At 58.9% G+C, this 6,613-nt stretch carries 5 protein-coding genes and 2 pseudogenes; 4 read left to right on the top strand and 3 right to left on the bottom strand.

What is annotated here, in order from left to right; all coding sequences use genetic code 11:
- Together ABX749_RS16780 and ABX749_RS16775 are read right to left on the bottom strand one after the other, a co-directional pair.
- A pseudogene (locus ABX749_RS16780) lies at window positions 1-302 on the bottom strand (Hsp70 family protein); the annotation flags it as partial.
- A 44-nt stretch (window positions 303-346) separates the two neighbouring features.
- Window positions 347-880 carry a DUF2760 domain-containing protein gene (locus tag ABX749_RS16775; protein WP_372896983.1) on the bottom strand — a complete coding sequence of 178 codons (534 nt, stop codon included), beginning with the start codon at window positions 878-880 and terminating at the stop codon, window positions 347-349.
- Window positions 881-1,149: 269 nt separating this feature from the next.
- Between ABX749_RS16775 and ABX749_RS16770 the strand changes: the two genes are divergently transcribed.
- On the top strand, window positions 1,150-2,079 hold the full coding sequence (locus ABX749_RS16770) for a ThuA domain-containing protein (RefSeq protein ID WP_372896982.1): 930 nt from the start codon (window positions 1,150-1,152) through the stop codon (window positions 2,077-2,079).
- A 171-nt stretch (window positions 2,080-2,250) separates the two neighbouring features.
- Here ABX749_RS16770 and ABX749_RS16765 read toward each other — a convergent pair whose 3' ends face one another.
- Complete coding sequence (locus ABX749_RS16765) at window positions 2,251-2,481, bottom strand: hypothetical protein (RefSeq protein ID WP_372896981.1); 231 nt, start codon at window positions 2,479-2,481, stop codon at window positions 2,251-2,253.
- Between the two features lie 233 nt (window positions 2,482-2,714).
- On the opposite strand from ABX749_RS16765, the gene ABX749_RS16760 reads away from it, so the two are divergent.
- The 3 genes and pseudogenes from ABX749_RS16760 to ABX749_RS16750 all read left to right on the top strand — a co-directional run.
- Window positions 2,715-4,895, top strand: coding sequence for an FdhF/YdeP family oxidoreductase (locus ABX749_RS16760; protein ID WP_372896980.1), 2,181 nt, complete (start codon window positions 2,715-2,717; stop codon window positions 4,893-4,895).
- Window positions 4,896-5,017: 122 nt separating this feature from the next.
- Window positions 5,018-6,379 carry a sulfatase gene (locus ABX749_RS16755; RefSeq protein WP_372896979.1) on the top strand — a complete coding sequence of 454 codons (1,362 nt, stop codon included), beginning with the start codon at window positions 5,018-5,020 and terminating at the stop codon, window positions 6,377-6,379.
- Window positions 6,376-6,613, top strand: a pseudogene (locus tag ABX749_RS16750) (thioredoxin family protein); the annotation flags it as partial. The gene ABX749_RS16755 and the pseudogene ABX749_RS16750, both read left to right, overlap by 4 nt.

Here is a 6,613-nt window from a genome sequence, read left to right as displayed (position 1 = left end):
GCGGCCACGACGACGCGTTGTGGGTTTTCAGCCGATTGTTGTCGCGCGTAGACGCCCGCGATGCCGCGACCCGGATCGCCCACCAGCGGCGTCTTCAAGGATTCGATTTCGCCCTCGCGAGGCAAATAGAGAAACGATGGCAGCGACGGCCGCGATTCAATCTGACCCGGCGCGATGACTTGGGGAATCGGAAGCAGTTCCAGTTTCGGCTCGGATTTTTTTCCGTCCTGCGAAAGCGGCGTAAAGGCGACCACCGAGTTGGTGGTGCCAAGGTCAATGCCGATGCAATACCGTGAGCCCATGTCGAATCTATTGGTGTGAAGTGAAAGGACGCGATGAACAGTTGCTAGGGGGCTTGGACTTGGACCGCGGCGACGATGTTGGCATCGGCGGCGTCACCGGTCCACGTCGGCAATTCCACCTTGGAAACTTCCCAGCCGTGATGAACCAGTTTGCCCGACGTGCCGGTGCCTTCGCCGATCCACTGATAACGGGTCGGCGAGGCGTCGGCAGCCACATCGACCATGGCGCCTTCGGCGGCATCGAGCAGGGGTTTCAGGCCCATCACCCGCTGCAGGACTCCGCCGCACTGTTGCAGACAGGGCCGGGCGGCTGCGCCGACTTGGGCGTCGGAGTATTGGCTGAGGTCTTCTTGGATCAAATCGACCAACCGGGCTTCCCGCTGCAGCGTCGCCAACAGCGTCACCGCGGGGTCGCGACGCACGGGTTCGGGTTGCTTCGCGGCGGGTGTTTCCGCCGGTTTTTCTTCGATGGCCGGGACACTCGGCTGCTGGCCACGCAGGATCAAATTGATCTGAGTCGCCTTTTCTTTGTTCCCCAACGCGGCGAAAAAAGCCTTCAACGCGATTCCTAAACTCATCTTGCCAACCTGCAATGAACAACGGCCTGAAAATCAACCGTCCAGCTTGGCGTTCCCGCCGAATGCGTCAAGAGGCGGGCCGGAGATTGCGGGGGGATCGGCCATAGCGGCGTCGGAGTGGTGCCTGAGCGGAAACGGGGGCAGGTACCAAAACCCAAATGGCGCGTCGGGTGCTTCGCATTTTTGGTACCTGACCCCTTTTCCGAAGTTGCGGCAGACGATGACGGCAGCGATGATGTGACTCGTTCCACGTTTCCGTCATCTTGCGAGTGAGTCCCTTGAAATCAATCATCGCGTTCGGATTGCTGATCACGTCAGCCTTCTCGTTTGGCGTGGCACACGCCGAGACGAAAAAAATTGTTTTGGTCGCGGGCAAGCCGTCTCACCCGCCCCGGATGCACGAATTCAACGCCGGGGTACAGCTGATGGCGAAATGCTTGTCGGGCGTGCCGGAGGTGGACGTCCAGTTTGTGCTCAACGGCTGGCCGCAGGACGAAACGATTTTTGATGATGCCGACGCGGTGGTGTTCTTCATGGATGGCGGCGGCAAGCACGAAATCGTCCAGCAGGACGGACGTCGATTGAAATTGATCGACGATTGGGCCAAGCGGGGTGTGGGCCTGGGGTTCATGCACTACGGGGTGGAAGTCCTGGCCGATCAAGCCGGCAACGAAATGAAGCGTTGGATCGGAGGCCACTACGAGCACCTGTTTTCATGCAACCCGATTTGGCAACCGGCGTTTGAGTCCTTTCCCGAGCATCCCGTGACGCGGGGTGTCGAGCCGTTCGAGATCAAGGACGAATGGTATTTCAACATGCGGTTTGTGGCCGACATCGTCGGGAACCGGTCCGATGAGGCCGCCGGAATCAAGTTCGTCCCGATTCTGGTCGCGGTGCCCTCGGCGGACGTCCGCGACGGACCCTATGTCTATCCGAGAGGCCCGTACCCGCACATCCAAGCGTCCGAGGGCCGCGCCGAGGCGATGATGTGGACGGTCGAGCGGGAAGACGGCGGCCGGGGATTCGGCTTCACCGGCGGTCACTTTCATGACAATTGGGGCAACGACAACTTCCGCAAAGTCGTGCTCAACGGGCTGCTCTGGATCGCCCAGGCCGAGGTGCCCGAGGGCGGCGTCAAGTCGTCGGTTTCGGCATCGGACCTGGATGCGAATTTGGATCCGAAACGCTCCCGCAAGTGATCACGCGTCTTTGAAAGGAGATGCGGAGATGCAGGAAGAGGGTAGGAAGATTTTGAGGGTAGGAAGATTTTGGTTGTCGAAAAGTGGTCCTCCTAATCCAATTTTCCTGCCTCCGAAATCTTCTTACCGTTTCTTCGACGCCAGGCAGTACGCCGGGGCTTCAACGGCCCGTTAGGTGGCTGATGGGGACGCATCGTCGGTCGGTCCGTTTGCTTCATCGACGGCCGCGTCCTGGACGCGGCGAGGCAATTCGATCACTTGTTCGCCGTCGGTCAGCGAGGAGGGGCAAACCTCTTGTTCATGGCACTGGCGGCAGACCACCTTGATCGCATCTTGGCTGGCGATTTGAAGGTCGTGTTTTTCGCAAAGGGCAAACAGTTCTCGCAGGTGTTCGCAGGGCATGACTTTCGTCCGATGGAAGAGGTGCGAAAAAGAGGGCTCGTCGGGCAGCTTCAATCATCGCTCTCTCGGTGGTTTGACGCAACGTGTTGTTCCCCCTGAACGCCGGGGTCGGGTGGCTGATTGAAACGGCGGTGGCTAAATCGCGCCGCACGGCTCTCCGTTGGTCCCGCCGCCGGCCCATCGGTGTTAAGATTGACGGCATCAAACCGTGATTCGTTCGAGGAAAAAACGCAGTGAAAGTCGGCAGTGGTGGTGGATTTCGGGCGATCTGGTACACGTTCAAAAAGGGGCGTGAGGCGGGGGGCGTTTGGAAGCTGTTCAAAGCCATGCGGACCCGCAACAGTTGCAAAACCTGCGCCGTCGGGATGGGGGGGCAAAAAGGCGGGATGGTCAATGAACTCGGCCATTCCTTTGAGGTTTGCAAGAAAAGCATGCAGGCCATGGTCGCCGACATGCAGCCGGGGATCGATCCGAATTATTGGAAACAGAATTCGATCGAACAACTCAAACAACTCTCGCCACGCGAGCTTGAATCGCTCGGCCGATTGATCCATCCGCTCCGCTATCGTCAGGGCCAGTCGCATTACGAGGTCATCACGTGGAAGGAGGCTTTCGAGAGCATTGCGGCAAAGCTTTCAGCGACCGCGGCCGACGAGACGTTTTGGTATTTCAGCGGTCGCAGCAGCAACGAAGCCGGTTTCTTGCTGCAGTTGTTGGCCAGGGTTTACGGCACCAACAACGTCAACAATTGCAGCTATTACTGTCACCAGGCCAGCGGCGTCGGGTTGCAAAGCAGCATCGGCAGCGGCACGGCAACCATCGTCTTGGACGACCTGGAAAAAGCCGACACAGTGTTTCTGATCGGTGGGAACCCGGCCAGTAATCATCCGCGTTTAATGACCAGCTTGATGCGAGTGCGTCGTGCCGGTGGCAAAGTCATTGTGATCAATCCCGTGCGTGAAACGGGGCTGATTAATTTTCGCATCCCCAGCGATCCGATTTCGCTGTTGGCGGGCACCAAGATCGCCAGTCACTACGTTCAGCCGCACATCGGCGGCGACCTGGCGTTGTTGTGGGGGCTGGCCAAGGCGACGAAGTCGTTGGGGGCGATCGACAACGCGTTCTTGACCGAGCACACCAGCGGGTCCAAGGAGTGGTTGGCGGCGGTCGACGATTTGACGTGGCAAGAGATCGAAACCAAGTCCGGTGTCGCTCGCAGCGAGATCGAATCGATCGCCGAACTTTACGCCGCGTCAAAGAAGTGTGTCTTCGCCTGGACGATGGGCATCACTCATCATGCCCACGGCGTCGACAATGTTCAGGCGATCGCCAATCTGGCGTTCGCCCGCGGGATGGTGGGACGTCCGGGGTGTGGGCTGATGCCGATCCGCGGCCACAGCAACGTGCAAGGCATCGGTTCGGTGGGAGTGACACCGAAGCTGAAGGATGAGATCTTTACCGCATTGAAAGACAAGTTCGGGGTCCAACTGCCCGAGACGCCGGGCAAGGACACGCTGGCATGCATGGAGGCCGCCGCGAGCGGCGAGATCAAAGTCGGATTCTGCTTGGGCGGCAATTTGTACGGATCCAATCCCGATTCCACGTTCGCCGATCGTGCACTCTCCAGCCTGGAGATGAACGTGATGATGAACACGACCATGAATACCGGCCATGCCCATGGTCTGGCGAAAGAAACGATCGTCTTGCCGGTGTTGGCGCGTGACGAAGAACCGGCGCCGACGACACAGGAATCGATGTTCAACTTTGTGCGGCTGAGCGACGGCGGGCCGGCTCGGTTGCCAGGACCTCGCAGCGAAGTCTCTGTGATTGCCGCGCTCGGTAAAGCCGTGGTGCCTGACCTGCCCGGCGTTGATTGGGATGACTTGGCCAATCCCTCGACCATTCGCAAGTGGATCGGCGCGGTGGTTCCCGGTTACGGCAAGATCGCCGAAATCGATCAGACCAAACAGGAATTTCAGATCGATGGACGCACCTTTCACGATCCGAAATTCGGAACCGCCGACGGACGCGGCGTGCTGCATTGCCATCGACTGCCGGATCTCAAGGGCACCGAAAACAATCACCTGCGATTGATGACCGTACGCAGCGAAGGACAATTCAATACGGTTGTCTATGAAGAAGAGGATCTGTATCGCAATCAGGAACGGCGCGATTTGATTCTGATTCACCCGGACGACCTGAAACGCTTTGGTCTGGAGAACGACCAACGCGTCACCGTCAAAAGCGAAACCGGAGCGATGAGCGGGATTCTGGCTCGCTCCTATGATTCCATTCGCAGCGGGAATGCGTTGATGTATTATCCCGAATCCAACGTGCTGGTTGCCCGGCATGCCGATCCGCAAAGCAAGACGCCGGCGTTCAAGGGCGTTGTCGTCGAACTGATCGCCGAGTGACGACGCCGAAATACTTGCCACGCCGTCTGGTTCCGGCCGATTTGCGCCGCGGCGGCATGCGAGTTACAATGACAATCTTGTGCTCGATCCCTGCCCCTTCCCTCCCTGCTTACCCCCACACCATGGCTCACCGACTTCGGCTTTTCCTCTCGGTCGTTTTGTTCAGCGCCCTGTTTGCTCCATTCAGCTCGGCCGCTCCGCCCAACATCGTCCTGCTCCTCAGTGACGACATGGCCTGGACGGACTATGGGTTCATGGGGCATCCGGACATCGAGACGCCGAACTTGGACAAGTTGGCCTCCGAAGCCGCGGTGTTCCCGCGCGGCTACGTGCCGACGGGACTGTGTCGACCCTCGCTGGCGACGTTGTTGACGGGCCATTACGCGTCGACTCATGGAGTGACCGGCAACGATCCGTCACCCAAGTACGCTCCACGCGATTCGGAGTTGTTTAACCGGCAGCGGGCGCAACTGATTTCGTATCTGGATCGATTTGAAACCGTTCCCGAAGCGCTCGGCAAACTCGGCTACCTCAGTCACCAAAGTGGCAAGTTGTGGGAGGGCAGTTATCAAAACGCCGGTTTCACCCACGGCATGACACGCGGATTCCCCCAGCCAGGCGGACGTCACGGAGACGATGGATTGAAAATCGGACGCAACGGCATCGAGCCGATCAACGAGTTTTTGGATCTGGCCGTTGAGGAGAACAAACCGTTTTATCTGTGGTACGCCCCGTTCATGCCACACACTCCCCACACGCCTCCCCAGCGATTGTTGGACAAGTATCGCGACGGACGACCGCTCACGATTGCCAAGTACTACGCGATGTGTGAGTGGTTCGACGAAACCTGTGGCCAGTTGATGGAGTCGCTTGAACAACGCGGGCTCGCCGAAAACACGCTGGTCGTGTATCTGACCGACAACGGTTGGATCCAAGATCCAGAGAAAAACGGCTACGCACCGCGGAGCAAGCAAACGCCTTATGAGGGCGGAGTGAGAACGCCGATCTTTTATTGGATGCCGGGCAAGATCAAGGCCGGCACGCGACCCGAACTGGTCAGCAGCATCGATATCTACCCGACGATGTTGGCCGCCGCCGGTGCTCCCCTGCCCGATGATCGCCCCGGGTTGAACCTGTTGCCCCATTTGACCAGCGGCGATGAAATTCCCCGCGACACCCTTTTCGGCGAAGGATTCGCGCACGACATCGCGGACATCGAAGACCCCGAAGCCACGTTGCTCTACCGCTGGTGTATCGAGGGCAAGTGGAAACTGCTGCTGACCTATGACGGGGAAGTCAATCGCTATCAATCGACTCACCCCAGAGACGAGAAAGGGCCGCAGCTGTTTGATCTGATCGCAGACCCCGCCGAAAACAACAACTTGGCCAAAGAGAACCCCGAAGTTGTTGCCCGATTGGCGGAGAAAATCAACAATTGGTATCCCGTCAAACGAGCCCAAACCATCACCACGCCGTCCCCATGATCCGATCCAGGCATTTCTTTTTAACCACCTTCGTGATGCTGGTTTGCCTGGCGGCGACCGCTGCGTCGGCCGGCAAGTACAACACGGTTCTGGACATCGGCGAGACCGCTCCGGCGTGGAGCGAGTTGCCGGGGACCGACGACCGTGTGCATTCATTGCAGACGCTTGAACAGACGAAGGTCGTCGTGGTCGCGTTCACGTGCAATTCCTGTCCCTATGCGGTCGATGCCGAAG

Source organism: Stieleria sp., assembly GCF_041595215.1.
Classification (GTDB): Bacteria; Planctomycetota; Planctomycetia; order Pirellulales; family Pirellulaceae; genus Stieleria; species Stieleria magnilauensis.
Note: the sequence above shows the minus strand (reverse complement) of the source record. Positions and strands in the feature narration are given on the sequence as shown.

What these genes read in the sequence shown, in the direction of transcription:
- ABX749_RS16775 (WP_372896983.1), bottom strand. Translation starts at nt 880, where the DNA reads ATGAGTTTAGGAATCGCGTTGAAGGCTTTTTTCGCCGCGTTGGGGAAC.
- ABX749_RS16765 (WP_372896981.1), bottom strand. Translation starts at nt 2,481, where the DNA reads ATGCCCTGCGAACACCTGCGAGAACTGTTTGCCCTTTGCGAAAAACAC.
- ABX749_RS16755 (WP_372896979.1), top strand. Translation starts at nt 5,018, where the DNA reads ATGGCTCACCGACTTCGGCTTTTCCTCTCGGTCGTTTTGTTCAGCGCC.